The sequence below is a fragment of the Methylobacterium sp. NPDC080182 genome, from assembly GCF_050281105.1.
Lineage (GTDB): Bacteria > Pseudomonadota > Alphaproteobacteria > Rhizobiales > Beijerinckiaceae > Methylobacterium.
The window spans coordinates 57,074-80,092 of sequence record NZ_JBNNWO010000017.1 but is presented as its reverse complement, the minus strand read 5'-3'; the positions used below and the strand labels follow the sequence as shown (position 1 = coordinate 80,092).

Here is a 23,019-nt window from a genome sequence, read left to right as displayed (position 1 = left end):
GCCGCCGGCCCATCACCGGGGAGAAGGGACAGCGATGAGCGTCGCGGCGTTGCAGGAGTGGTGGCTCACCCTCTCGGACGAGGTCGTCACCTACGGCCCCGGCTTCCTCTCGGCGACCCTAGTGGTGCTCGGCGTCACGGTGGCGAGCATCCTGGTGAGCTGGGCCTGCGGCCTGCTCGGGGCGCTGGGCAAGCGCTCGTCCTTCGCGCCCTTCCGGGCGCTGGCGAGCTTCTACGTCTGGTTCATCCGCGGCACGCCGACCCTCGTGCAGGTCTTCATCGTGTATTTCGGCATGCCGCAGATCGGGGTGAAGCTCTCGCCCGTGACCGCCGGCATCATCGCGCTGGGCGTCAGCAGCGGCGCCTACGTGGCCGAGACCATCCGGGCCGGCCTCGCGGCGATCCCGAGGGGCCAGATCGAGTCGGCGCTGGCGCTCGGCATGAACCCGCGGATCTTGATGGTGCGCATCGTCCTGCCGCAGGTCTTCCGCATGATCCTGCCGTCGCTGACCAACGAGGCGATCTCGGCGGTGAAGAACACCTCGCTGCTGTCGACGATCACGGTGGTGGAGCTGACGCTCTACGCGCAGCTCATGATCGCCACGACCTTCCGGCCGTTCGATTTCTACATCGCGGCGGCGCTGATCTACCTCGGCCTCACGTCGATCCTGTCGCAGCTCTCGGCCTATTTCGAGCGGCGCTACGCCCGCCTGTCCTGAGCCACCCCCGCCGCGGGACGGGCCGCGGCCGATCCTTCCCGCCCCGTCCCGAGACCGGAGACCGCCATGAACCGCCGCCACGTCCTCGCCCTCGCCGCCCTCTGCGCCAGCCTCGGCGCAGGCCTCCTCGCCGCCCCCGTGACCCGCGCGGCTGAGGGCAAGCTGGAGCTGATCGAGCCCGGCAAGCTGATCGTGGCGACGGACAGCACCTTCGCGCCCTTCAGCATGCGCACGCCGAGCGGCGAGCTCGACGGGCTGGAGGTCCGGGTCATGCGCGAGGTCTGTCGCCGGCTCGGGCTCGAGTACAGCCCGGTCAACATCAAGTTCGACGCCCTGCTGGTGGGCCTGATGGCCGATCAGTACGACATCACCAGCGAGTCGATGGACATCACCCCCGCCCGGCAGAAGCAGGTCGCCTTCGCGGACGGGTGGCTCGAATCCGGCGCGCGGATCGTCACCCGCAAGGATACCGGCATCAAGGGGCCGGCGGATCTCAAGGGCCGCAACGTCGGCGCCCTCTCGGCCTCGACCTTCGGCAAGCTCGCCGAGGAGAACGGCGCCGCCCTGAAGAGCTACAAGACGGCCGCGGACGCCATGCAGGACCTCGTCGGCGGCAACATCGACGCGGTGATCAACGACGCGGTGGCCGGCAACTACGCCATCAAGGCGCGCAAGCTGCCCCTGGTGATGATCGAGACCCCGCTGAGCACGGTCCAGAAGGGCTTCGCCATCAAGAAGGGCAAGCCGAACCTGCACGCCGCCGTCAACAAGGCGCTCGGCGAGATGGTCGCGGACGGTACCTACGCCAAGCTCGTCACCCCGCTGATCGGCTATGATCCGGCCCCGAAGGAGCCGATCCGCACGCCCGCCATGTGAGCGGGCACGGCGGACGCGCGAGAACAAGAATGGGGAGCGGCTGAGCCGGCCGCTCCGGGAGGACACCATGAAGACCCTCGACGCCGCGTCGTACACGACGGCGCTCAGTGCACGGCGCGAGCAGAGCCTCGGCCAGATGGCCTACGACCGCCTGCTCGACATGCTCGTCCGCCGCGACCTTCCGGCCGGCACCGTGCTGCACGAGCGCCGCCTCGCCGAGATGCTCGACATCTCCAGGACCCCGACCCGCGAGGCGATGTCGCGGCTGGAGACCGAGGGGTTGATCGAGCGGCAACCCGGCGGGATGCTCGTGGTCAAAGAATTCTCCCTGCGCGAGCTGATCGAGATCCTGCATGTCCGCCGCCTGCTGGAGCGGGAGAGCGTCGCGCTAGCCACCGGCCGCATCGCCGACGCGGTGCTGGCGGACCTGCAGCGTCAGATGGAGGCACTCTTGGCGGCGGGCGACCCGGACGCGCCGGGCAACTGGGAGGTCGACCGGCGCTTCCACGACCTGATCGCGGAGCACAGCCAGAACGCGACCCTCGCCAAGACGATCAAGGACCTGCGGCTCAAGACGCAGATGTTCAACCTGAGCCGGATGCCCGAGCGGTTCGAGGCGGTCCATCGCGAGCACCTCGCGGTGGTCGCCGCCCTGCGGGCCAAGGACGCGGCGGCGGCGGCGGACGCGATCGCGGCCCATCTCGAGAATTTCAAGCAGGGCATCATCCGGCGCCTGAGCGAAGTCTGAGCGAAGTCTGGGACGAGGGCGGCGCGATGCACAAGTTCACGGAGCTGCGCGGCCGCGAGGCGGCCTTCCCGGAGGCGGAGTTCGCCGCCCGGCAGGCGGCGGCCCGGGCCGCCATCGCGGGTGCCGGCCACGACGCCCTCGTGGTGACCGGCCCGGAGACGATCTACTGGCTGACCGGCCGCCAGACGGCGGGCTACTTCGCCTTCCAGGCCCTGCTCGTGCCGGCGGAGGGCGCCCCGGCCCTCCTGGTCCGGCAGCTCGAATTGCCGGGCGCGGCCGCCAACACGTGGCTCGACGACATCCAGGCCTATCCGGACGGCGCCGACCCGGCCGCGGCCCTGGCGGCCCTCGTGCGCGGGCGCGGGGTCGCCCGGCCGGCCCTGGAGCGGGACGGCTGGTTCGTCGCGCCGGCGCTCGCAGCGCGGATCGACGCCGCCCTCGGAAGCGGCCCGCTGCCCGACGGATCGGGCCTGCTCGCGCCCCTGCGGGCGGTGAAGTCGGCGGCCGAACTGGCGGCGATCCGGGCCGCCGCCCGGTACGCGCAGGCCGGGCTCGCCGCGGGGCTCGACGCCTGCGCGGCCGGCACCGACGAGAACGCCGTCGCCGCCGCCATGCTGGCGACCGCGACGGCTGCCGGGTCCGAGGCCATGGCGATGGAGCCCCTGGTCTCGTCGGGACCGCGCAGCGGTCTGCCGCACATGACGTGGCGGCGCCGCCGGCTGGAGCCGGGCGACGCGGTCTTCCTCGAGCTCGCCGGCAGCCACGCCCGCTACCACGCGGCGCTGATGCGCAGCGTCTGGATCGGCCCGCCGCCGGCCGAGGCGCAGCGGATGATGGACTGCGCCCTGCGCGCCCTCGACGCGGCGCTCGGCGCGATCCGCCCCGGCCATCCCTGCGCCGCCCCGCACGCGGCGGCGCAGGCCGTGATCGACGCGGCGGGCTACGGCCCGGCCTTCCGCAAGCGGATCGGCTACTCGATGGGCGTCGCCTTCGCGCCGGACTGGGGAGAGGGTGCCCTGCTCTCGCTGTTCACCGGACAGGACCGGCCGATCGAACCCGGCATGGTCTTCCACCTGCCGGCCACCCTGCGCCGCTACGGCGCCTGGACGGTCGGCGCCTCGGAGACCGTCATCGTCACCGCAGACGGGGTCGAGCCCCTGTCCGACCTGCCGCGCACCCTGTCGGTGCGGTGAGGCGTTGCTTTCACAAGCGGAGCTTGAACTGACGGGCCGCCGTACCGCTCCCGCGGTCGCGGACTGGTCGGCGACGCCGAGCGGGAGCCGGCCCCATTCCTGCAAGCGATGCCGGGCCGGGCTTCCCGCGGGGACCCGGCCCACCGGTGCGCGGTGCCGGAGCGGAGCGGGAGGTCTCGGATGAAGCGACGCACGCTGTTGCAGGGAGCCGGCGCCCTCGTCGCCGGCGCCGTCGCGGCGCCGGCCCTCGTCCGCGCGGAGGCGGCCCGGACCCTGCGCTTCATCCCGCAGCAGGATCTCGTCACCCTCGATCCCGTGACGACCTTCGCGTACATCACCCGCAACCACGGCTACATGGTCTTCGACACGCTCTACGGCATGGACGCAGCCTATCGCGCCACGCCGCAGATGGTCGAGGGCCATCGGGTCGAGGCGGACGGGCGCCGCTGGGACTTGATCCTGCGGGCGGGCCTGCGCTTCCACGACGGGACGCCGGTGCTGGCCCGCGACTGCGTCGCGTCGCTGCGGCGCTGGGCGAAGCGCGACCCGTTCGGCGGCTCCCTCATGGAGGCGACCGACGAACTCTCCGCGCCCGACGACCGGACGATCCGGTTCCGCCTGAAACACCCGTTCCCGCTGCTGCCAATCGCGCTGGGCAAGGCGTCCGTCCCGGTCTGCGCCATGATGCCGGAGCGCCTCGCCGCCATCGACCCGTTCCAGCAGGTGCCGGAGCTCATCGGCTCGGGACCGTTCCGCTTCGAGCCCGACGAGCGGGTGCCCGGCGACCGCGTCGTCTACACCCGCTTCGAGGACTACGTGCCGCGCCCGGACGGCCCGCTGACCTGGACCTCGGGTCCGAAGGTCGTCCACTTCGACCGGGTCGAGTGGCGCGTCATCGGCGACACCTCCACGGCGACCTCCGCGCTGATCGCCAGCGAGGCGGACTGGCAGGAATACGCCTCGCACGACCAGATCGCGCTCCTGCAGGCGGCCAAGGGCGTGAGCACCCGCGTCCTCGACCCGACCGGCTTCGTGACCATGCTGCGGGTCAACCACCTGCAGCCGCCCTTCAACAACCCGGCGATCCGGCGGGCTCTCTGGGGCGGGATCGACCAGACCGCGTGCATGCAGGGGGTCGTCGGCGCCGAGGATCCCGGCCTGTTCCACGTGCCCCTCGGCTTCTTCTGCCCGGGCACGCCGATGGCCTCGACGGACGGGTTGCAGCCGCTCACGGATCCGCGCGATCCGGCGCGAGTGCGCGCCGATCTCAAGGCGGCCGGCTACGGCGGCGAGACCGTGCTGCTGATGGTGCCGTCGAACTCGGCGCCGCTGCTGGCGCTCGGCCAGGTCGCGGCCGACCTGCTGCAGCGGGTCGGCATGACGGTGGAGGTCTACGCGGTCGAGTTCAACGCGATGCTGCAGCGGCGCAACCGAAAGGGGCCGGTCTCGGAGGGCGGCTGGAGCGCCTTCGTCACCAACTGGTCCGGCATGGATTGGCTGAACCCCGCGGGCTACATCGCCCTGCGCGGCACCGGCGAGAGCGGCTACGCCGGCTGGGCCACGACCCCGCGGATCGAGTCCCTGCGCGACACGTGGCTCACCGCCCCGGACGAGGCGGCGCGTGCCGCCCTGTGCCGGGACATCCAGCTCCAGGCGATGCAGGACGTGCCCTACTACCCGCTGGGCCAGTACCTGCAGCCGACCGCCTACCGCTCCCGCCTCACCGGGATCCTCGACGGGTTCCCGACGTTCTGGAACGTCCGGCCCGCCTGAGGGGGCGAGTTCCGGGGCCTCACAGCCCCGGGAAGGTCGGCGGCGCGATGGCGTCGGGGCCGCGCCCGGCCCAGTCGAGCTGCCGGACCTGCGCGAGCGCGCGGCCCTGCGCCTCCTCCAGCGCGGCCGCGGCGGCGGCGTAGTCGATCGTCAGGGCGCGCCCGTCGCGGACGATCTCGCGGCCGCCGACGAAGACCTGTCGAACCGCGCGGTCGCCGGCCGAGTAGATCAGCGACTGCACGGGATCGCGGCACGGGCGCATGGCCGGATGCCCGCAGTCCACGAGCACTAAGTCGGCCTTGCAGCCCGGTTCGAGCCGGCCGATGTCCTCGCGCCCGAGCGCCCTGGCGCCGCCCACCGTGGCGGCGTGGAACACGTCCGCCGCGCGGGTGTCGCGGGGATTCTCGGCGACGACCCGGGCGAGGTACGAGACGAGGCGCATCTCGTCGAGCATGTTGTGCGGGTAGACGTCGGTGCCGATCCCCATGTTGACTCCGGCCTGGAGGTAGCGCCCGAAATGGTGGAGCGCGATGCCGCGCCGGGCGAAGACCGTCGGGCAGTGGGCGACCGTGGCGCCGCGCTCGGCCAGGCGGCGCAGGTCCGAGCCCGGGCTGTGCCAGTGGGTCCAGGGATGGTCATCGAGGAAGATCCCGTGGCCGACGATGGTCCGCTCGGTGAGCACGCCGAGATCGTCGAGCCACTCGATCGGCGTCATCCCGGTGCGGCGGGTGATCTCGTGGAATTCCGACAGGGACTGCGCCGCGTGGGTGTGGAAGCGCAGGTCGCGCGCGACCGCCTCGGAATGGGCGTCCCGCAGCAGCTCCGCCGTGCAGGTGTCGACCTGCGCCGGGCAGAGCATGCCGGAGAGGCGGCCGCTCGGGTGCCCCTCCGCCGCCGCGATCTCGGCGAGGGCCTGCTCCAGGCCGCGCTGGCCCGCCGCCGCGTCCCACTCGTAGTCCACGCTGTGGCCGTTGCGGGTGAGCCAGCGTCCGGATCGGAACATCGGGGCGATGCAGACCCGCAGGCCCGAGGCGCCGAGGAGATCCAGCCAGCCCGCGCTCGGCAGGGCGAGGTCGCAGACGGTGGTGACGCCCGACAGGGCGAGCTCCGCGAGCGCGACCCCGTAGGCGGCCCGCGTCCCCTCAGCGTCGGGCCGCAGGATCGGCAGGTACTCGTAGAGCGAGGTGTTGTAGAGCCGCTGGCTGCCGACCTCGTCCCACATCCCCTTGTTCATCGGCTCCGAGAACAGGTGCGTGTGGATGTCGACGAGCCCGGGCATGATCATGCAGCCGGAGGCGTCGACGGTCCGGGCCGGCTCGGGACCCGCGTAGCCCGGCCCGACATGGATGAGGGCGCCGTCCGCGAAGGCGACGTCCGCGCCGGTGCGGTAGACGTGACCGCCGCTGTCCGGATCCCAGGCGACGACCCACCGGGCCCCCTTCACCAGCGTGATTTCGGCGGTGGCGTCCGGAGCTTCGTCCTGCATCGATAACCTCTCCCTTGCGTAAGCGGGCGGGCAAGAACGGTGCCTCCCGGTCGGATCGGCGGCCATGCGGCCCGGGTTTCGCTTGAGGTCTTCCGCGGTCACGATGGGTCGGTCGACGTCGCGGCATCGCGGTCGATCCCGATCAACCGGTATTCAGAGGGAAGGCGCCATGCGGCCTCGCGACACCACCGAGCCCGCGCGCATCCTGATCATCAACCCAAACGCGTCCCGGGCGGTGACGGCCGCCATCGACGCCGCCCTGGCGCCGCTGCGGCTGCCGGGCGGCCCCATCCTCGCGGTGACCGACCTGCCGGAGGGCCCGGAGAGCATCGCGACCCAGCGGGACGCGGATTCGGTGGTGATGCCGCTCGTCCGGTGCGTGGCGGACGATCCGTCCGACGCCTTCGTGATCGCCTGCTTCAGCGATCCGGGCCTGCACGCGGTCCGGGAGGCGGCGAGCGGTCGCCCGGTGATGGGCATCGCCGAGTGGGGGATCCTGCGGGCCCTGACGCTCGGGGAGCGCTTCGGCATCGTGGCCCTGTCCGAGGGCAGCGTCCGGCGCCAGCGCCGCACGGTGCGCCAGATGGGCCTCGGGGATCGCTATGCCGGGAGCCGGCCGGTGGAGGCGCGGGCCTCCGAGACGGCGGACGCCGCGATGGGCCCGCGCCTTATCGCGGCCGGTCGGACCCTGGTCGAGCGCGACGGCGCCGACGTGGTCGTGCTCGGCTGCGCCGGCATGGCGCGCCACCGGGCCGCCGCGGAGGCCGCGATCGGCTGCCCCGTCATCGAGCCCTGCCAGCAGGCGGCCGCCGCGGCCCTCGGGGCCGTGCTGCTCCGGGCCGCCCCGTGAGAAGGAACCGGCGATGCAGTACGACCTCCTGATCCGCGGCGGTACCTGCGTGACGCCGTGGAGCACCGAGACGGCGGATGTCGGGATCCGCGACGGGCGCATCGCGGCCCTCGGGGTCCCGGCCGGAGCGACGGCGGAGGCGGTGATCGACGCCGCGGGCCTGCACGTCCTGCCCGGCCTGATCGACAGCCACGTTCACCTGCGCGATCCCGGCGACCCGGCGGTGGAGACGATCGAGACCGGCACGCGGGCCGCGATCCTCGGCGGCATCGCAACACTTTTCGACATGCCCAACACCGTCCCGCCGATCGCCGACGCTGGGCGCCTCGCCTGGAAGCGCGACTACGTCGCGGGCCGCAGCTGGTGCGACATCGGCCTCTACGTGGCCGGCACCAAGACCAACATCGACGCGCTCGCCGCCCTGGAGCGCGAGGCGGGGGTCTGCGCCGTCAAAGTCTTCGCCGGCAGCTCCACGGCGGCGCTGATGATCGAGGACGACGCGCATCTCGAGCGGGCGATGCGCGCCGGCCACCGGCGCATGGCCTTCCACAGCGAGGACGAGTACCGGCTCCAGGCGCGCAGGCCGCTGTTCAGCCGGGGCCAGCCCTACCGGACTCACATGGAGTGGCGCGACGCGGAATGCGCCTTCCTGGGCACGCGGCGCCTCATGGCCCTCGCCCGCAGGACCGGCCGGGCGACCCACATCCTACACGTCTCGACCGCCGAGGAACTCGCCTACCTGCGCGACTTCCGCGACGTCGCCACCGTCGAAGTGCTGGTCAACCATCTCACCCAGGTGGCACCCGAGTGCTACGACACGCTCGGCGGCCTCGGCGTGATGAACCCGCCGATCCGCGATGCGCGCCACCGGACGGCCGCCTGGGCGGCCCTGCGCGACGGCACCGTCGACACGGTCGGCAGCGACCACGCGCCCCACGCGCGGGCGGCCAAGGCGCAGCCCTGGCCGGACTGCCCGGCCGGCCTCACCGGGGTCCAGACCCTGGTGCCGGTGATGCTCGACCACGTCGTTGCGGGGCGATTGTCCCTCGCCCGCCTCGTCGACCTGATGGCGGCCGGGCCGGCCCGCGTCTACGGGCTCCTCGGCAAGGGCCGCATCGCGGCCGGCTACGACGCGGACTTCACCCTGGTGGACCTGAAGGCCCGCCGCAGGATCGAGGATTCCTGGATCGTCTCGCCCTGCGGCTGGACGCCGTTCGCGGGACTGACGGTCACCGGCTGGCCGGTCGCCACGATCGTGCGCGGGATCCCCGTCATGCGCGACGACGCGGTGCTGGGCGAACCCGTCGGCCGCCTCGCGCGCTTCGCCGCCTGACCGGGCGCCCGTCAGCCGCCGCAGGTCTCCGCCACGAGCCACGCGGTGAGGATCGCCACGGCGTCGAGCAGGTCGTCGATCGCCATGGCCTCGCGCGGATTGTGACTGCCGTTGGCGTTGCGCACGAGCAGCATCGCCATCGGCACGCCGGCCATCGCGAAGGCGGCGGCGTCGTGGGAGGCCGGGCTGCCGAGGGGCCGCGTCGCGATGCCGAGGGCGTCCGCGACCGCCGCGAACCCGTCGCGGATCCGCGGCGCGACGGCGCCGACGCCCGCCTCGGCGCGCGGACCCAGCGTCACCGTCACGCCGCGGCGCTCGGACACCTCCGCGACAGCCGCCAGGAACGCCGCCTCCAGCTCGGCTAGCACCGCGGCCGCGTAGGCCCGCATGTCGAGGCTGAAACGGAACTCGCCCGGGACCGTCGTCAGGCCGTGCGCCGCGGCGTCGGTGTGGAACCGGCCGAAGGTGACGGCCATCGGGCAGCCGGCCGCCTCGCGCTCCGCCCAGACCCGGTCCAGCGTCAGGGCAATCTCGGCCCCGGCCATGGCCGCGTCGCGCCGGAAGCGGCGCGGCGTCCCGACATGGTCGTAGCGGCCGGCGATGCGGACGTCGGGATAGCGGACGTTGCCGGGTATCCCGGTGCACAGGCCGACCGGGATCCCGGCCTCCTCGAGGCTCGGCGCCTGCTCGATATGCACCTCCAGGAAGGCGTGGATCGCGGCGGCGTCGAGGGCCGCCGGGCCGCGGACGAGCGCGTCCGGATCGCCGCCCTCCCGGGCGATGTGGGCGGCGAGGCTGAGGCCGCTGTCGATCCGGGCCGCGTCGAGCGCCCCGTCCGGCAGGGCTCCGAGCGCCGCGCGGCTCCCGATATACGAGACCTGGAACCAGACACTCTCCTCGGCGCGGATGCCCAGGACAGAGATGTCCCGCTCCGGCTCCAGGCCGAGTTGGCGGATGGCCGCGACGGCGGCGAGCCCGGCCACCACGCCGGCGGCGCCGTCGAAGTTGCCGCCCTGGGCCACGGTGTCGAGGTGGGAGCCGATCAGGATCGGCGGCAGGGTTCGGTCCCGCCCCGGCAGCGTCATGGCGGTGTTGGCGGCGGCGTCCCGGGCGATCGCGAGGCCGAGATCGGAGGCGCAGCGCGCCACCGCCGCGTGCGCCGCGGTCTCCTCCGGGCTGTAGGAGGGCCGGGTAAACCCGGGCTCCGTCCGGCCGCACCGGGCCAGCTCCGCGAACAGGGCCTCGACCCGGCCGCGCTGCGCGCGCACAGCTGCTGAGATGGCGGACGCGCGGTCCATCGCTACGCCTCCCCGAGCGCCGGTCCCCGGGACGGGCCCGCCGGTGCCCCTGCCACTTTCGTGCCGGCCCGCCGGATCACCGGGCCCGAGTCTGCCGGATCGCCGGGCGCGCGGCCAGCCGCGCGGGTCAGCCCCGCGGCGCGGGTCAGCCCCGCGGCGCGGGATCGTTGCCCGGCCGGATTCCGGCGGCTATCGCCGGTCCCGGCAGGCGGGCGGAGGTTCTGCAAATGAAGACGATCGGGTTCCTGTCCTTCGGGCACTGGTCGCCGACCGGCGGATCGGCGACGCGCAGTGCGGCCGACACACTCCTCCAGTCGATCGACCTCGCGGTCGCCGCGGAGGAGCTCGGGGCGGACGGCGCCTATTTCCGGGTCCACCATTTCGCGCGCCAGCTCGCCTCGCCCTTTCCGCTGCTGGCGGCAGTCGGCGCCCGGACGAAGCGCATCGAGATCGGCACCGGCGTCATCGACATGCGCTACGAGAACCCGTTCTCCATGGTCGAGAATGCCGGCGCGGCGGACCTCATCGCGGGCGGACGCCTGCAGCTCGGGCTCAGCCGCGGCTCGCCCGAGCAGGTCATCGACGGCTGGCGGCACTTCGGCTTCGCCCCGGCCGAGGGCGAGACGGACGCCGATATGGGGCGCCGGCACACCGAGGTCTTCCTCGACCTCCTGAAGGGAACGGGGTTCGCCGAGCCCAACCCGCGGCCGATGTTCGCCAACCCGCCGGGACTCCTGCGCCTGGAGCCGCATTCCGAGGGGTTGCGGGACCGCATCTGGTGGGGATCGGCCTCCGACGCGACCGCGATCTGGGCGGCGCAGCAGGGCATGAACCTGCAGAGCTCGACCCTGAAGGCGGACGAGACCGGCGAGCCGTTCCACGTCCAGCAGGCCAGGCAGATCCGCCGCTTCCGGCAGGCGTGGCAGGATGCGGGGCACGCCCGCACGCCGCGGGTCTCGGTCTCGCGCTCGATCTTCGCGCTCGTGAACGACCTCGACCGCGCCTATTTCGGGCGCGGCACGAGCAGCGACCAGGTCGGCATCATCGACAACATGCGGGCGGTGTTCGGCCGCTCCTACGCCGCGGAGCCGGACCGGCTGGTCGATGAGCTGCGCGCCGACGCGGCGATCGCGGAGGCCGACACCCTGCTGCTGACGGTCCCGAACCAGCTGGGCGTCGCCTACAACGCCCACCTCATCGAGAGCCTGCTCTCGCACGTGGCCCCCGCGCTCGGGTGGCGCTGAGCCGACCTCCGGCCGGGTTCGCCGGCGCCGAGGGCATGCAGCTCCTCGGCCGGCCCTATCTTGGGACCTGACCCGCCGGCCTACCCATCGCCGCGAGCGTGCGGTAGCCTCCCGTCGGCCCGTCACGCGGTGCCGCTGTGCCCGAGTCCGGCACTTGTAAGGGGATCTCCGGGATGCCGCGTCCGTTGGACTGGAACGCGTTCGCCGACGCGTGGTGCGCCGCCTGGAACGCGCACGATGTCGAGCGGGTGCTGGCCCATTTCCACGACGACGCCGTGTTCACCTCGCCGGGCGCCGCGCGGATCGTTCCCGCTTCGGGCGGAACGGTGCGGGGCAAGGATGCGCTGCGCGCCTACTGGACGGAGGCCCTGCGGCGGATCCCGGACCTCCACTTTGCGGTGGAGCAGGTCTTCGCGGGCATCGACACGCTGGTGATCCAGTATCGCAATCAGAAGGGTGTGAGCGTCAGCGAGGTGCTCGTCTTCGAGGACGGCCGCGTGCGGGCGGGGCACGGCACCTACCCGATCGGCGTCGACAACCCCGTCGGTGCCGCGGCGGGCTAGAGCCGTTCGCGATGCGGCCGCGCCGGCCTCGGCGGGGCCGCCCGCATCGCAACCGGGTCCGTGCGTGTTGGTTGGCGTCGCGTGGCGAACGGGCGCGGGCCCGCTGCCCGCAGCGGGAGACGAACCATGAGTGATGGCTACCCTTCGATGACGGCGCTCCTGGGCCTCCTCGCCCTGGCAGGCTACCAGAACCGCGACAAGCTCGCGGAACTGCTGGGCGGCGCCGGTCAGACCGCGCCCGCGGGCCCCGGCGGCCCGGCCGACGGCTCCAACAGCGGCTCCAACAGCGGCTCCGGTGCCGGCCTGGGCGGTCTCCTCGGCGGCCTGCTGGGCGACAGGCGCGGCGAGGCTCCCGGCGGGTTCCTGCACAGCGGACTCGGCGAGATGCTGGACCGCTTCCAGCAGGCCGGTCACGGGACGGCCGCCCAGTCCTGGGTCAACCCGGGACCGAACCAAGAAATCGCGCCGCATCATCTGGAACAGGCGATCGGACCCGACGTCCTCGCGGCTCTCACCCAGCGGACGGGACTGTCCCGCGATGAGCTACTCTCCCGGCTGTCCCGCGAGCTCCCCCGGGCCGTCGACCGCTACACGCCCGACGGACGGATCCCGGCCTGAGGTCTGGCCGGCGGACGGATCACGGCCCGACCGTGGGGGTCGGGACCGTCACGGTCGGCGGGGCGTGGGCGACGGGCGCCGGTCTCAGGCGCCGCCGCGCCGCGCGCGCGGCTTCGGCGCGGCGAGCCGGTGGGCCGCCGTCACGGCCGACATCAGGGTCGCCTCGTCGACGATCGCGAGGTCGCACCGCGTCGCGCCCATCCGCCCCCAGCCGCCCGGAACGGGGCTGAAAGCCGCCGGCACCTGCTCGCAGAAGAAGTCGCGCAGGTCCGGGTCGAACATCAGGTTGATGTCGTGGCCCACCTCGTCCAGCGTCGCGAAGGTCTTGCGCGGCGTCCGGAAGGCCGTCCTGTGAAAATGGGGGGCGGAGGTCACCGCCTCCAACGTCGCGATGAGCGCCTTCACGCGCGCGATATCGACGCCCATCGCGGCCCTCCTCCCCTTTGTCGGCGGCGGATCGGACCGCCCGCCCGACCGGTCACCCGGTCCGGCGCTCGCAGAATCGCAACCGGTTCTCGAACGGATCCGCCACCTCCAGCACCTCGCCCCAGGGCGCCTGCTCGATGCCGGGCCGGGCATAGCCGTAGCGCTGGTCGGTGAGCGCCCGGTGATAGGCCCGGATGCCGCGCATCGGCACGAACACGGTCGAGCCGGGGGTGGCGTCGCCGTGGTGCTCGGTCAGGTGCAGCCGCAATCCGGCGCGGGCGACCTCCATGTAGAGCGGCAGACCCGGCTCGAACCGGTGCTCGAACCCGGGCGTGAAGCCGAGAAAGCCGCAGTAGAACGCGCGCGCCTTGGACTCGTCGAAGATGCGCAGAACCGGCACCGCCTCCAGGAAGCGGGGGCCGTCATCCGCGTCCCGGTCCAGGACGGCGCAGGCGGTGTTCCAGTCGTCGTAGCCCAGCCCGGTGGCGACGAGTTCGAGGGCGGCCGCGTGCGGGACGGCGAGGTCGCGGGCTGCCAGCGCGGCGCGCAGCCGCTTGGCCATGGTCTTGGCCTGATCGACGGTCGTCATGGTCCTCTCCCCGGGCCGGCGTCGGTCCGTCGGTGCCCGCATTGCCGACCCGGCGCCGGTCAGGGACACGGTGGGGGTGGGTCGTCCGCGATGCGTTCACCATCCCGGTTCCGGGGCGAGCGGCAGGCAGCATCGGCCTGGCGGCAGGCTACCCCGGCCGCGGCGCGGCCGCCAAGAGGTTTGAGGGAAGGCTGACACGGGACCTGCCGGCTTCCGACGGGTCACGACCCCGTGCCGCGCGCGGCCGGCCGGTCGCTGCCGCAGGCGGCGGTCTACCAGCGACCCGCCGCCTGGCGCTCGCGGAGCGCGATCTCGTCCGCGCTGGGTGGTTTGCTGGCGAAACTGCCGGTCTGGACCGCCCCGTCCCGCGCCAACACCGCGACGTGGACGCCCTTCGGCGAGTGGCTCTGCTCGACCAGCGTCCAGGTGCGGGCCGCCGCCGGGTTGTCCGCGTACCAGCGCTTGCCGCGGCCGAGCATGACCGGGAATGTGATCAGGACGAGCCGGTCGATGAGGCCCGCCGGAAGCAGCGCCGGATACAGCCTGCTGCTGCCCTGGATGAGGAGGTCGGGGCCCTCGCTCTCCCTGAGGCGGGTGACCGCCGCGACGGGGTCGCCGGCGAGGCGCCGGCTGTTGTTCCAGTCGAGCGCGGCGTCGCTTCCGGTGACGACATGCTTGCGGATCGCGTTGAAGGTCGCGCCGATCGGCTGCTCGGCGTTGTGCGGCCAGTAGGCGGCGAAGATCTCGTAGGTGCGCCGGCCGAGCAGCAGCTCGTAATCGCCGCCGAGCAGCTTGCCCATCGGCCCGGCGAGCGACGCGTCGAAGTACGGGAAGGTCCAGCCGCCGTGCGCGAAGCCGGTCTGATCCTCCTCCGGACCGCCCGGTGCCTGGATCACGCCGTCGAGGGACTGGAAGAGGGAGCCGGTGATCTTACGCATGGGCGGAGTCCCCGCGGAGGGCAGCCTCGATCCGGGCGATGTCGATCTTGCGCATGGTCATCATGGCCTCGAACGCGCGCCGGGCGGCAGCCCGGTCGGGGTGGCTGTTGGCGTGCAGGAGCGCGCGCGGCGTGATCTGCCAGGAGAAGCCCCAGCGGTCCGTGCACCAGCCGCACGCGCTCTCCGCGCCGCCGTGGCCCACGACGGCGTCCCAGTAGCGGTCGGTCTCCGCCTGATCGTCGGTCAGCACCATGAAGCTGACCGCCTGGTTGGCCCGGAAGGCCGGGCCGCCGTTCAGGCCGACGAACGGCCGGCCGAGGACGGTGAACGCGACCGTGAGTTCGTCGCCCGCGGACCCGCCGGGGAAATCCGAGGGGGCGTTCATGGGCGCGCCGACATGGCTGTCGGGGAAGGTCGCGGCGTAGAATTCCGCGGCCTTGCGGGCCTCGCCGCGATCGAACCACAGGCAGGTCGTCAGCTTGTCGCTCGTCATGGCCGGACGCTCCTCACGTGGCTTGCCGCGGGCCGGCGAGGCCGAGCTGGTGGCCCGCCGGATCGGCGATGTTGGCCGCGTAGCTGCCGCCGGGGATCGGGTCGGGCCCCTGGAGGACCGTGCCGCCCGCCGCCCGGACGGTCGCGAGCGCGGCGTCGATGTCGGCGACGTGGATGTACCAGTTCCAGCGGGCCGGCGCGCCGCTGGCCGCGCTCGACATCACCGCGCCGGGGCGCAGGTCGCCCCGCCCGATGAAGGCGTACTCGCCCAAGTCGCCCATCGGCATGGCACCGAGCTTCTCCCAGCCGAACAGCGCCCCGTAGAAGGCGAGGGCCGCCGCGGGATCGGGGGTGGCGAGCTCGATCCAGACGCCGTGGCCGCGCGTCCGCTCCGTCTCGAGCGGCACCGGCCCGAAGGCCCGGCTCGCGCCGGGATGGGCCGGATTCATCGCGGCGAAGACCACGCCCTGCGGGTCGCTCACCATGGCGAAGCGGCCGACATGGGGGATGTCGACGGGCCCGAACCGGACCGCGCCGCCGAGATCGACCGCGCGGGAAGCCAGGGCGTCGACGTCCGAGGCCGCGAGGTAGACCGCCCAGCCGGGGAGGCCGGGGGCCTCGGGCATCGGCCGCCGGATCCCGGCCACGGGCGCCCCGTCGGCCTCCGCGATCCGGTAGCCGCCGTGCTCGGGCATCGGCGACGGCGCGACGCGCCAGCCGGCGACCGCCTCGTAGAAGGCCTGCGCGGCGTCCGGGTCGGACGCGTTCAGCTCGAACCAGATGGGTGTCCCCTCGGCGGGTGGCATCGGGCGCTCCTCCGTGACAATCGGCGCTGCGGCCGCTGCGCGACGCCCCCTCCGGCCCCGCTTTGCCCAGGCTCGCATTCTCGGTTACACAAAGCAACCATGGAGTCAGAAAAAATAACCACGCGGGCATCCCGGCCACGCGAGCGCCTGTACGACGACGCCTGCGGCACGGCCCTCGCGCTGGAGTTCATCGGCGAGCGCTGGTCGCTGCTGATCATGCGCGAGCTGGTCTACGGCCCCCGGCGCTTCGGCGAGATCCGGGCAAACCTCCCGGGGATCAGCGCGAACGTGCTGACGCAGCGGCTAGAGAGCCTGGGGGCGGCGGGCATTGCCCTGCGGTACCGGCTGCCGTCGCCGGCCAACGTGCAGGTCTACGATCTCACCGACTGGGGCCGCGAGGCCGCGCCCCTGATGCGCGACCTGGGCCGCTGGGCCGCCCGCTCGCCGCGGCACGATCCGAGCCTGTTCATGTCGGGGGCGTCGGCCATGATGTCGCTCGAGGCCCTGGTCGACCGCGGGCGGGCGGCGGCGCTGTCGGCGACGGTCGCTTTCCACTTCCCCGGCGAGGACTTCGTCGCGACGGTGACCGGCGACGGGATCCGCGTGCGGCGGGGCGTCGCCGAGGCGCCCGACCTCGCCTTCACCGGCGACACGATGGCGATGCGCCGCACGGTCTACGGCAAGGCGCCGCTGGACCGGGACGGCGCCGGCGGGACGCTCGCCGTCGCGGGCCCCGCCGACCTGGCGCGGTCCTTCATCGACCTCTTCACCCTGCCGGCCAAGGCGGGCTGAGGTGCCCGTCCCGCGGCTCGCGCGGGGAGGGCGCGCCGCCCGCGAGCGCGCCGACAACGCCGGCGAGCACGTCGAGGCCGACCGCGACGTCGGCCGGGTCGACGGTCCCCGCCGCCCCCAAGCCGACGCCGCCCCGACAGCGGATCAGCGCGAGGCCGATCGGTCCGAGCAGGGCCATGTGGGACGCGTCGGTGGTCACGCCCTGCGCCAGCCGCACGGCGCGGTGTCCCGCGGCCTCGACGGCCTCCTCGAACAGGCGGACCAGACCGGGATCGCACCGGGTGGCATCGGGATCGACGCTGCGCTCGACGGTGATCCCCAGCCAGCGCCGCGCCGCGACCGCCTCGAGCGCCGCGGCGAGTTCCGCCACGGCCGCGCGCCGCGCGCCGTCGTCGGCGGAATCGACGCGGACGCCCAGTGTCGCCGACCCCGCGACCACGAAGGTCGGCACCGGCGCGACGTCGAGGCGCATGACCGTGACGGTGACCCCCTCCCGCGCCAGGCCGACGCGCTCGGCGGCGAGGACGCATTCGGCCGCCCCGGAGAGGGCGTCCCGCCGGCCCGGCATCGGGTTCGCCGCCGCGTCGACGGCGGCGCCTGTCAGCGTGACCCGGAGCATCGTCGATTCCGACAGGGCCGGCACGATCCCGATCGGCACTCCCGATCGCTCCAGCACGGGGCCGGCCTCGGCGGCGACCTCGAGATAGGCCAGGATCGCGTCCGAGGCCCGGCGCGCGCTCGCGAGGCGCGCCGGGTCGAGCCCGTGCGCCTCCAGGGCGCGACGCAGGGTGACGCCGTAGGCGTCGTCCCAGTCAAGCGCGTCCGGGGCGAGCCGCCCGACCACGGCCCGGCTGCCGAACTGCCGGGGACCGAACCGGCTGGCCGCGTCCGCGACGAAGGCGACGACCTCGACCGCGTGGCGCGGCGGCGGTCCGTGCCGGATCAGGCGCTCGACGGCGGCGATGCCGATCAGCACGCCGAGCGTCCCGTCGTAGCGGCCGGCATCCTCGCGCGTGTCGACGTGGCCCCCGACGACGACGGCCGGGCCGCCCGGGACCGCGCCTTCGACCCGGCCGACGAGGTTGCCGGCGGGATCGCGCCGGGCCGACAGACCGGCCTCCGCCATCCAGCCGAGGACGAGCGCCTCGGCCTCGGCCTGCTGCGGGCTGAAGACGCGCCGCGTCAGGGTCCACGGGTAGGCGCTGATCCCGGCGAGCCGCGCGACGCGCGCCAGGACGATCCCGGCGGCACTCAAGGGCGCCGCCGTCACGGCGCCCGCGGCGTCACCGCGATCCCAGCCCCCCAGTAGCGGTTGGCGATCAGCTGCTGATTCCGGATGAGGCCGATCGCCGTCCTGGCATCGCCGCCCGCGAACGTGCCGACCGCCGCCCCGCATAGCGTCAGGTACATCCGCTGGTGCACCACGGACTCGAAATAGGCCCGGGGCGGCGAGGCGAGGGCGAGGCCGGCGTCGAGATTCTGCTGGCGCACCCGCGCGGCGGCCTCAGCCACCGCCGCCTGCACCGTCTCCATCATCGCGCGCTGCGCGGCGTCCAGGATCTCGGACGCCTCGCGCTCGTCGGGCGTCAGAACAGGGCAGGCAACAGCCATCGCGACCTCCGTGTCGACCGCCGGTGAGGCTGACCGGCCGGCCGCGCGGCAATATGGCCGGCGCGTATCAATTCGTTACGGCGCGCCGAACCCGTCACGAATCGTCACTTGCGCAGCGGCACGCCCTTCGTGGTGAAGCGCTGGCCGCCGCCCGTGTAGCGGGGTCGCGGCTGGCCGCCCGTCCGGCCCGCACCGGCGCCGGTGCCCGGCGGCTGCGAGAACGGCACCAGCTGGTCCGGCCGCGGCCCGATGAGGTCGGCGCGGCCCATCTCCCGCAGCGCCTCGCGCAGCAGGGGCCAGTTCTCGGGGTCGTGGTAGCGCAGGAACGCCTTGTGCAGCCGGCGCTGGCGCAGCCCCTTGATCGCCTCGACGGACTCGCTGCCGCCGCGTTTCACGCCCCGCAGCGTGTTGATCTCGGTGTGGTACATCGCGGTTGCGGTCGCCATCGGCGAGGGCAGGAACGTCTGGACCTGGTCGGCGCGGTAGTTGTTCTTCTTGAGCCAGAGCGCGAGGTGCATCATGTCCTCGTCGGTCGTGCCCGGATGCGCCGCGATGAAGTACGGGATCAGGTAGTACTTCTTGCCCGCCTCCTTGGCGGCGGCGTCGAACATCTCCTTGAACCGGTCGTAGGTGCCGATCCCTGGCTTCATCATCTTGTCGAGGGGGCCGCGCTCGGTGTGCTCGGGCGCGATCTTCAGGCGCCCGCCGACGTGGTGGGTGACGAGCTCCTTGATGTATTCGGGGCTCTTCACCGCGAGGTCGTAGCGCACGCCCGAGGCGACCATCACCTTCTTGACGCCCTTCACCTCGCGGACCTTGCGGTAGAGCCGGATCAGGTCGTCGTGCGAGGTGTTCAGGTTCGGGCAGACGTCCGGAAAGACGCAGGAGGGCAGCCGGCACGCCGCCTCGATCTTCGGGTCCTTGCAGGCCATCCGGTACATGTTCGCCGTCGGCCCGCCGACATCCGAGATCACGCCCGTGAAGCCCGGGGTCTTGTCGCGGATCCGCTCGATCTCGCGCAGGATCGAGCCCTCCGAGCGGTTCTGGATGACGCGGCCCTCGTGCTCGGTGATCGAGCAGAAGGTGCAGCCGCCGAAGCAGCCGCGCATGATCGTCACCGAGAACTTGATCATGTCCCAGGCGGGAATCTTCGCGTCGCCGTAGGACGGGTGCGGGGCGCGGGCGTAGGGCAGGTCGTAGACCGCGTCCATCTCGTCGCTGGTCAGCGGGATCGGCGGCGGGTTGAGCCACAGGTCGCGGTCGCCGTGGCGCTGGACGAGGGGGCGCGCGTTGCCGGGATTGGCCTCCCGGTGCAGCACGCGCGAGGCGCGGGCGTAGGCCTCCTTGTCGTCCTTGACCTCGTCGTAGGCGGGCAGCCGGATCACGGTCTCGCCGGGCCGACGGGTGGCGGCCTCGTCCGTCGAGTCGAGGTCGTCGGCGGGCAGCTCGGTGTAGTGGGCAGGCACGCGGCGGAACAGGGCGACGCCCCGGATCGCGTCGAGCTGGTGCGGCGCCTCGCCGGCCGCGAGGCGGTTCGCCACCTCGACCACGGCGCGCTCGGCGTTGCCGTAGATCAGCAGGTCCGCCTTGGCGTCGGCCAGGATCGAGCGGCGCACCTTGTCGGACCAGTAATCGTAGTGCGCGATCCGGCGCAGCGACGCCTCGATGCCGCCGAGCACGACCGGGACGTCCTTGAAGGCCTCGCGGCAGCGCTGCGTGTAGACGATGGTGCAGCGGTCCGGGCGCCGGCCGCCCTCGCCGCCGGCCGTGTAGGCGTCGTCGTGGCGCAACCGCCGGTCCGCCGTGTAGCGGTTCACCATCGAATCGAGGTTGCCGCCGGTGACGCCGAAGAACAGGTTCGGCTTGCCGAGCGCCTTGAACGGCTCCGCCGAGTGCCAGTCGGGCTGGGCGATGATGCCGACCCGGAAGCCCTGCGACTCGAGCAGCCGGCCGATGATGGCCATGCCGAAGCTCGGGTGGTCCACGTAGGCATCACCGGTCACCAGCACGATGTCGCAGGACTCCCATCCGAGGGCCGCCATCTCGGCGCGGCTCATGGGCAGGAACGGCGCAGCGGGCCCGCGCGGCATGCGGACGGGGGGCGCCAGGGGACGGGCGGTGGACGCTTGGAGTTCCATGGTGTCCCTGCATAGGCCTCCGGGGCCGCGATCTCAACGAATGGCAGGGCGGCGGTGGCCGCGACCGTGCCGCCCGAGGGCGCCCTGCGCCGATCCGGCGCACCTCGAGACAGGCGATGCGCCGCCGTCGCGACCGGCCCGGCTCAGCGCGCGATCAGCTCGCGGATGCGGGCGGCCAGGGCCTCCACGGCGAAGGGCTTGGTCAGCACCGCCATGCCGGGCTCGAGACGCCCGTCGCCCGGCAGCGCGGTCTCGGCGAAGCCGGTGATGAACAGCACCTTCAGGTCCGGCCGGCCGACCCGGGCGGCATCCGCCATCTGGCGCCCGTTCATGCCGCCGGGCAGGCCGACATCCGTGACGAGCAGGTCGATCCGCGCACCCGATTGCAGCACGCTGAGGCCGCCCGCGCCGTCCGCGGCCTCGATCGCCGTATAGCCGAGGTCGCTCAGCACGTCCGTCACCAGCATGCGCACCGTCGGCTCGTCGTCCACGATCAGCACGGTCTCGCCCGCCTCGGCCTGCGCCATCAGGCCCCTGCCCGGGTCGGGCCCGTCCGCGTCCGCCTCGCCGAAGTGCCGCGGCAGGTAGATGCACACGTTCGTGCCCTGGCCGACCGTCGAGGTGATCCGGACCTGCCCGCCGGATTGCTTGGCGAAGCCGTAGATCATCGACAGGCCGAGGCCGGTGCCCTCGCCCATCGGCTTGGTGGTGAAAAACGGGTCGAAGGCCCGGGCAACGACCTCCGGGGGCATGCCGGTGCCGGTATCGGAAACGCACAGCGACAGGTACGGCCCCTCCGGCATGTCCTGGGCGTCGGCCTGCTGCCGGTCGATCCAGCGGTTGTCGGTCTCGATGGTGATCCGGCCGCCCCCGGGCATCGCGTCCCGCGCGTTGATGCAGAGGTTCAGGAGCGCGTTCTCCAGCTGGGACGGGTCCGCGAGCGCGGCCCAGAGCCCGTCCGCCCCGACGTGCCGCACCTCGACGCTCGGCCCGACCGTGCGCTGGATCAGGTCGAGCATCCCGCGGACCAGCCGATCGGCGTCGATCGCCCTGGGCGCCAGCGTCTGGCGGCGCGAGAAGGCGAGCAGGCGGTGGGTGAGGGCCGCGGCCCGCCGGGCGGCGCCCTGGGCGGCGGCGATGTACTTGCCGACATCCTTCGACCGCCCCTGGGCGATGCGGGCCTCGATGAGCTCCAGCGAGCCCGAGATGCCCGCCAGAAGGTTGTTGAAGTCGTGCGCCAGCCCGCCGGTGAGCTGGCCCACCGCCTCCATCTTCTGCGACTGGCGCAGCGCCTCCTCCATGCGCGCCCGCTCCTCCCCGGCCTGCCGCAGACGGTCGGCCGCCGCCCGGAGATCGCGCGTCCGCTCCTCGACGCGGGCCTCCAGCGACGCGTTGAGCTGGCGGATCTCGTCCTGCGTGCGGCGCTGCCGGTAGGCCGCGAAGGCCAGCAGGGCGGTGGCGAACAGGCCGCCGCCGCAGACGAGCCAGATCTCCGGCAGCGCCGAGCCGCGCCGGGGCGAAACGCGCTGCGCGAACGCCACGGTCCAGGTGCGGCCGCCGAGCTCGAGATGCGCTTCGCGGGTGAGGCGCCCCGCCCCGGCGGCGGAGGCCCGCGCGGACCGGTGCAGCAGGTTCGCCTCGCTCGGCGCGCCGTCGTAGATGGCGAAGGCCGCGTCCTCCTCGGCCTCCGCCGCCACGATGCTGTTGAACAGGTCGTCGGCCCGGAAGGCGCCGAACACGAAGCCCAGGAAGCGTCGCCGCCGGTCCTCGAGGTCCGGCGGCACGGCGCCGCCGGCATAGACCGGCATGGCGACGAGGAAGCCCGCCTGCTTGTTCGCGTCGATCTCCTGCACGAGCTGGATCCGCGCCGAGGCGGCCGGCTGGCCGGTGTCGCGGGCCCGCTCGACCATGTCGCGCCGCACCGGGTCCGACATCACATCGTAGCCGATGGCGGCGAGGTTGCGCGGGTTCGGCGGCTCGGCGAACAGGACCGGGCTGATCATCGGGCTGTCGGTCGGCGGCCGGACCCGGGCATTCTCGACGCCCAGGGCCGCGGCGCGCGCGGCGAACGTCTCGCGCGCGGAGGCGGGCAGGGTCGGCGTGAAGCCGATGCCGAGGAAGCCGGGGTAGAGGCGCTGGAACTCGATCCGCTGCACGTAGGCCCGGAACTGGGCCAGCGTGACGGCGTCGCCGTCGGCTGCGAACAGGCCGGCGGCGCCGCGCAGGAGCGCCGTGTAGGTACGGAACTGGTCCTCGACCGTGCGCAGCTCGATCTCGGTGGCGTGCTCGAAGGTCAGGCGGTCGCGCAGCGCCGCCGCCTGCCAGGTGAGGGCCGTGCTCAGCCCGGTCGCGAGGAGGCCGGCGGCCAGGATCGCGGGCGGGATCCAGCGCGCCGCGCCCGCCCCGCGGCGGGCGGCGGGCGCGACAGGAGCCTGCGATGCGGTGCGGTGGGACAAGAGGCGAGACCGGACTTCGACTGCGGCCCGTCAAAGCAGGCATGCGCCGGGATGCAAGTCCATGGTGGCGT

Annotated in this window: 22 protein-coding genes; 11 read left to right on the top strand and 11 right to left on the bottom strand. The window is 73.3% G+C overall.

The window, feature by feature from the left end; translation table 11 throughout:
* Nucleotides 1-34 precede the first annotated feature (34 nt).
* From ACQKQD_RS26390 to ACQKQD_RS26370, 5 genes are all read left to right on the top strand, one after another.
* A complete protein-coding gene (locus ACQKQD_RS26390; RefSeq protein ID WP_427510008.1) occupies nucleotides 35-718 on the top strand; it encodes an amino acid ABC transporter permease in 684 nt (227 codons plus the stop codon).
* Nucleotides 719-784: 66 nt separating this feature from the next.
* The gene (locus ACQKQD_RS26385; RefSeq protein ID WP_427510007.1) at nucleotides 785-1,594 is read left to right on the top strand and encodes a transporter substrate-binding domain-containing protein; all 810 of its coding nucleotides are present in this window, start codon (nucleotides 785-787) and stop codon (nucleotides 1,592-1,594) included.
* Nucleotides 1,595-1,661: 67 nt separating this feature from the next.
* Nucleotides 1,662-2,342, top strand: a complete 681-nt coding sequence (locus ACQKQD_RS26380; RefSeq protein WP_091978606.1) for a GntR family transcriptional regulator — start codon at nucleotides 1,662-1,664, stop codon at nucleotides 2,340-2,342.
* A gap of 26 nt (nucleotides 2,343-2,368) precedes the next feature.
* Nucleotides 2,369-3,535 (top strand): M24 family metallopeptidase, encoded by a 1,167-nt coding sequence (locus ACQKQD_RS26375; RefSeq protein ID WP_427510006.1) that lies wholly within the window; start codon nucleotides 2,369-2,371, stop codon nucleotides 3,533-3,535.
* Between the two features lie 180 nt (nucleotides 3,536-3,715).
* A complete protein-coding gene (locus tag ACQKQD_RS26370; RefSeq protein WP_427510005.1) occupies nucleotides 3,716-5,308 on the top strand; it encodes an ABC transporter substrate-binding protein in 1,593 nt (530 codons plus the stop codon).
* A 19-nt stretch (nucleotides 5,309-5,327) separates the two neighbouring features.
* On the opposite strand, the gene ACQKQD_RS26365 is transcribed toward ACQKQD_RS26370, so the two are convergent.
* On the bottom strand, nucleotides 5,328-6,794 hold the full coding sequence (locus ACQKQD_RS26365) for an amidohydrolase family protein (RefSeq protein WP_427510004.1): 1,467 nt from the start codon (nucleotides 6,792-6,794) through the stop codon (nucleotides 5,328-5,330).
* A gap of 169 nt (nucleotides 6,795-6,963) precedes the next feature.
* Here ACQKQD_RS26365 and ACQKQD_RS26360 point away from each other — a divergent pair, with 169 nt between their 5' ends.
* Nucleotides 6,964-7,644 (top strand): aspartate/glutamate racemase family protein, encoded by a 681-nt coding sequence (locus ACQKQD_RS26360; RefSeq protein WP_020094496.1) that lies wholly within the window; start codon nucleotides 6,964-6,966, stop codon nucleotides 7,642-7,644.
* Between the two features lie 13 nt (nucleotides 7,645-7,657).
* Nucleotides 7,658-8,977 carry a dihydroorotase gene (locus ACQKQD_RS26355; RefSeq protein WP_427510003.1) on the top strand — a complete coding sequence of 440 codons (1,320 nt, stop codon included), beginning with the start codon at nucleotides 7,658-7,660 and terminating at the stop codon, nucleotides 8,975-8,977.
* 11 nt (nucleotides 8,978-8,988) lie between these two features.
* Here the strand turns inward: ACQKQD_RS26355 and ACQKQD_RS26350 are convergent, their stop codons facing one another.
* A complete protein-coding gene (locus ACQKQD_RS26350) occupies nucleotides 8,989-10,275 on the bottom strand; it encodes a hydantoinase/carbamoylase family amidase (RefSeq protein WP_427510002.1) in 1,287 nt (428 codons plus the stop codon).
* Between the two features lie 227 nt (nucleotides 10,276-10,502).
* On the opposite strand from ACQKQD_RS26350, the gene ACQKQD_RS26345 reads away from it, so the two are divergent.
* The 3 genes from ACQKQD_RS26345 to ACQKQD_RS26335 all read left to right on the top strand — a co-directional run bounded on the left by ACQKQD_RS26345 (nucleotide 10,503) and on the right by ACQKQD_RS26335 (nucleotide 12,700).
* Entirely contained in the window at nucleotides 10,503-11,519 is a 1,017-nt protein-coding gene (locus ACQKQD_RS26345) for an LLM class flavin-dependent oxidoreductase (protein ID WP_427510001.1), read from the top strand.
* A gap of 173 nt (nucleotides 11,520-11,692) precedes the next feature.
* Nucleotides 11,693-12,082: a nuclear transport factor 2 family protein gene (locus ACQKQD_RS26340; RefSeq protein WP_020094500.1), complete on the top strand. Its 390-nt coding sequence runs from the start codon at nucleotides 11,693-11,695 to the stop codon at nucleotides 12,080-12,082.
* 126 nt (nucleotides 12,083-12,208) lie between these two features.
* Nucleotides 12,209-12,700, top strand: coding sequence for a YidB family protein (locus ACQKQD_RS26335; protein WP_427510000.1), 492 nt, complete (start codon nucleotides 12,209-12,211; stop codon nucleotides 12,698-12,700).
* Between the two features lie 84 nt (nucleotides 12,701-12,784).
* Here ACQKQD_RS26335 and ACQKQD_RS26330 read toward each other — a convergent pair whose 3' ends face one another.
* The 5 genes from ACQKQD_RS26330 to ACQKQD_RS26310 form a co-directional block, all read right to left on the bottom strand.
* The gene (locus ACQKQD_RS26330; RefSeq protein ID WP_132368711.1) at nucleotides 12,785-13,126 is read right to left on the bottom strand and encodes an MmcQ/YjbR family DNA-binding protein; all 342 of its coding nucleotides are present in this window, start codon (nucleotides 13,124-13,126) and stop codon (nucleotides 12,785-12,787) included.
* Between the two features lie 52 nt (nucleotides 13,127-13,178).
* Complete coding sequence (locus ACQKQD_RS26325) at nucleotides 13,179-13,715, bottom strand: glyoxalase superfamily protein (protein WP_427509999.1); 537 nt, start codon at nucleotides 13,713-13,715, stop codon at nucleotides 13,179-13,181.
* A 272-nt stretch (nucleotides 13,716-13,987) separates the two neighbouring features.
* Entirely contained in the window at nucleotides 13,988-14,653 is a 666-nt protein-coding gene (locus ACQKQD_RS26320; RefSeq protein ID WP_427509998.1) for a dihydrofolate reductase family protein, read from the bottom strand.
* On the bottom strand, nucleotides 14,646-15,146 hold the full coding sequence (locus ACQKQD_RS26315; protein WP_100251715.1) for a VOC family protein: 501 nt from the start codon (nucleotides 15,144-15,146) through the stop codon (nucleotides 14,646-14,648). The genes ACQKQD_RS26320 and ACQKQD_RS26315 overlap by 8 nt, the downstream gene beginning before the upstream one ends.
* A gap of 13 nt (nucleotides 15,147-15,159) precedes the next feature.
* Complete coding sequence (locus ACQKQD_RS26310; protein WP_427509997.1) at nucleotides 15,160-15,951, bottom strand: VOC family protein; 792 nt, start codon at nucleotides 15,949-15,951, stop codon at nucleotides 15,160-15,162.
* A gap of 99 nt (nucleotides 15,952-16,050) precedes the next feature.
* Between ACQKQD_RS26310 and ACQKQD_RS26305 the strand changes: the two genes are divergently transcribed.
* Nucleotides 16,051-16,743, top strand: a complete 693-nt coding sequence (locus ACQKQD_RS26305; protein ID WP_427509996.1) for a winged helix-turn-helix transcriptional regulator — start codon at nucleotides 16,051-16,053, stop codon at nucleotides 16,741-16,743.
* Here the strand turns inward: ACQKQD_RS26305 and ACQKQD_RS26300 are convergent.
* From ACQKQD_RS26300 to ACQKQD_RS26285, 4 genes are all read right to left on the bottom strand, one after another.
* On the bottom strand, nucleotides 16,718-17,998 hold the full coding sequence (locus tag ACQKQD_RS26300) for a hydantoinase/carbamoylase family amidase (protein ID WP_427509995.1): 1,281 nt from the start codon (nucleotides 17,996-17,998) through the stop codon (nucleotides 16,718-16,720). The genes ACQKQD_RS26305 and ACQKQD_RS26300 overlap by 26 nt on opposite strands.
* 11 nt (nucleotides 17,999-18,009) lie before the next feature.
* Nucleotides 18,010-18,354, bottom strand: a complete 345-nt coding sequence (locus tag ACQKQD_RS26295) for a hypothetical protein (protein WP_427509994.1) — start codon at nucleotides 18,352-18,354, stop codon at nucleotides 18,010-18,012.
* A gap of 104 nt (nucleotides 18,355-18,458) precedes the next feature.
* Nucleotides 18,459-20,492, bottom strand: a complete 2,034-nt coding sequence (locus ACQKQD_RS26290; protein ID WP_427509993.1) for a YgiQ family radical SAM protein — start codon at nucleotides 20,490-20,492, stop codon at nucleotides 18,459-18,461.
* Nucleotides 20,493-20,635: 143 nt separating this feature from the next.
* Nucleotides 20,636-22,948 (bottom strand): CHASE domain-containing protein, encoded by a 2,313-nt coding sequence (locus tag ACQKQD_RS26285; protein ID WP_427509992.1) that lies wholly within the window; start codon nucleotides 22,946-22,948, stop codon nucleotides 20,636-20,638.
* Nucleotides 22,949-23,019: the final 71 nt, after the last annotated feature.